1 protein-coding gene and 1 pseudogene are annotated in these 2472 nt (G+C 36.3%); both read left to right on the top strand.

The features are described from left to right. Positions 1 to 457 (top strand): DUF2345 domain-containing protein (locus tag A9G48_RS10980; RefSeq protein ID WP_141673003.1); only part of this gene is annotated, 457 nt, incomplete at its 5' end. Positions 458 to 468: 11 nt separating this feature from the next. Further along, positions 469 to 2472, top strand: a pseudogene (locus A9G48_RS10975) (hypothetical protein); the annotation flags it as partial.

Raw genomic sequence — 2472 nt, 5'->3', positions numbered from 1 at the left:
ACTCTCCACCGGCAACAGCGTTACTTTAACCAGTGAAAACCAAACTGACATTGCCGCCTTAAAAAACCTTACCCTCTCATCGGGCGAAGCGATGGGCTTATTTGCCCACAAATCAGGCATGAAACTGTTTGCCAACCAAGGCGATATTGAAGTGCAAGCCCAAAACGCCAATCTCAACATGGCAGCTAAGCAGGATATAAAAATTGACAGTGTCGATGGTGAGCTCACTGTCACCGCAAGCGAACAGCTTACGTTAATGTGTGGCGGCTCATACATAAAAATCAGCGAAGAAGGCATTGAACTGGGCACACAGGATAATGTTTATCTGAAGTGTAATGTCATGCAAAAGATGGGAGCGGCGAGTATAGAAAATAACACAAATAGCTTCTTGAAAAGTGATGTTGACATCGCGCTTACAAGATTAATAAATAGTGAACATATCGATTTTTCAGGATAAAGGTATAAACAATGGCACTAACACCAATTAAAAAATGGAAATATCCCGTTATTGTAAATGAAAAACAACAAGTAAGCGCTAATGCTTATTATAAAGCATTAATGTCGGCATCTAGAGGGTTTTATCCTGTCAGTATAAACAAACAGGTACATGGTGGAATTCATTTCGATCATAATGTTCTTAAGGAATTAGGTGATGTAAAAGTACGTAAAGTGCATTGCATTGCTGATGGTGAAGTTATAGCTTATCGGGTTAATGATCATTATCAAAAAGTTGATTATGGTGAAAAAGTTAGTTTTTTCTCAACGGGTTTTGTTTTGGTTAGACACCTATTGGAAATGGATCGTATAGAAGAAGTCGCTGAGGCAGAAAGCAATACCCCAACGAATAACAACACAACGCAAGCATCAGAAACAACGACTAAGGCAGCTCAAACATCTAGTGCTACTACAAATCCAACTACAGATACCTCAACGCCATCAAATGAAGCGTCAACCACGGAAGCAGCAGAATCTAAAAAAGAAAAACAGCCGGGACATCGTCTTTATTTTTACAGTTTGTATATGCATCTGGCTGATACTCAATATTACGATGATAACCCAGAAGAACCAGTACCAGCATTTTGGGAGCGCGATATTTATCGCGTTAAAAGTAATAAGGCATTAGATTTTGTAACAGGGGTAAATATTCGAAAGACACCAGATAGTTCAAAGAGTACTAATATTTTAGCTGTATTACAATCGGGTACCAAAGTGAATTTAAATCTTGATTTACATGAACAAAATTATAAATGGTATGCTGTTTCGTCTTTAGTGGAAGGGTATTGTTCGATACCTAAATTAACACCTTATGATTATAAGGGAAATAAAATTATCGGTTGGATTTACAATCAGACTAAAAAACCACTCACTGTTCCGATAGTTGAAATAACTGGAAAAGATAGCAATTTCGCCAAATCCAGAGGGATAAGAATAAGGGATGAGAATAAAAAAAATATTATTTCCATGCTACCTGAAGGTACTCAAATTAAAATATCCGGTACCAAAAAACCGAAAAATTTTGTTGAATTAATCGAAGTGATTCGAGATGGAAACCCCACTATTCCTTTACCAGCAGGGAAAAAATACGTTTATTTTGGTTGTCTTGAAAATATAATTAGAGGTAAAAAATATAATGAGGTTGTGGTATTAGATAAACCTTTTCCAATTGTAGCAGGTGATTTAGTTGGGCATATTGGTCATAATCAAGATAAGGCGATTGATAAAAAAAAAGATAAAGAGGGGAATTATATTGATATAGAAACCCTACCGCTTGCACAAGGTATGAAAGGGAGCGAATTTCAACCGAATTTACATGTTGAGTGTTTTACCTGTGAAGACTTACCAAAGTACATTAGCCAAACTCAAGCAGAGGCGAGAAAACTAGCCGATGAAGATAAAACACTATTAGCTATATCAAAAGGCGTTAAAGTACTGACACTACCAAGTCAAGCAGACACAACCGTTGGAACACCACTTAAAGGCACTAAAATAAAAGTGCTAAGTAAAGAAACCAATATAAACTGGTTACAAATAGAAATTAAAACCTCTGCAACAGACAAAAAAACATTATGGATTGAAAATACGCAGGAGATAGCAAAAAAAGCAAAATCTAATGGTGAAATTGAATTAGCTACAAATACAGTGGCATGGAGCAAACACCCCTTACAAGCAAGCCAATTAACGAGCAGCAATTATAATATTGGCACAGCACTACTACTTGATATGGGAGATAATAAGGTTAAAACAAGAAATAATCGAGCGGTGGATGAGCAAGATACGTTATGGATACAAATAGAAAAAGTACTTGACGATAAAAATACCACTATATCGTCAAGTTGGCTATCAACTAAAAGCGAAGGCGTGAAGAAAGTGAGTTGCTGGGATTGGTTTGATTTTAAGCAAATTAAAGAAAATGCCAGTCTGAAAGAAATTTACCTTAGTGCTAAAAAAACCTTAAGCAGAAATAAGGATAAT

Origin of the sequence: Gilliamella sp. wkB18, assembly GCF_001690875.1 — a bacterium.
GTDB lineage: Bacteria > Pseudomonadota > Gammaproteobacteria > Enterobacterales > Orbaceae > Gilliamella > Gilliamella apicola_A.
The sequence above is the reverse complement of the archived record's forward strand: the minus strand, read 5'-3'. Positions and strand labels throughout refer to the sequence as shown.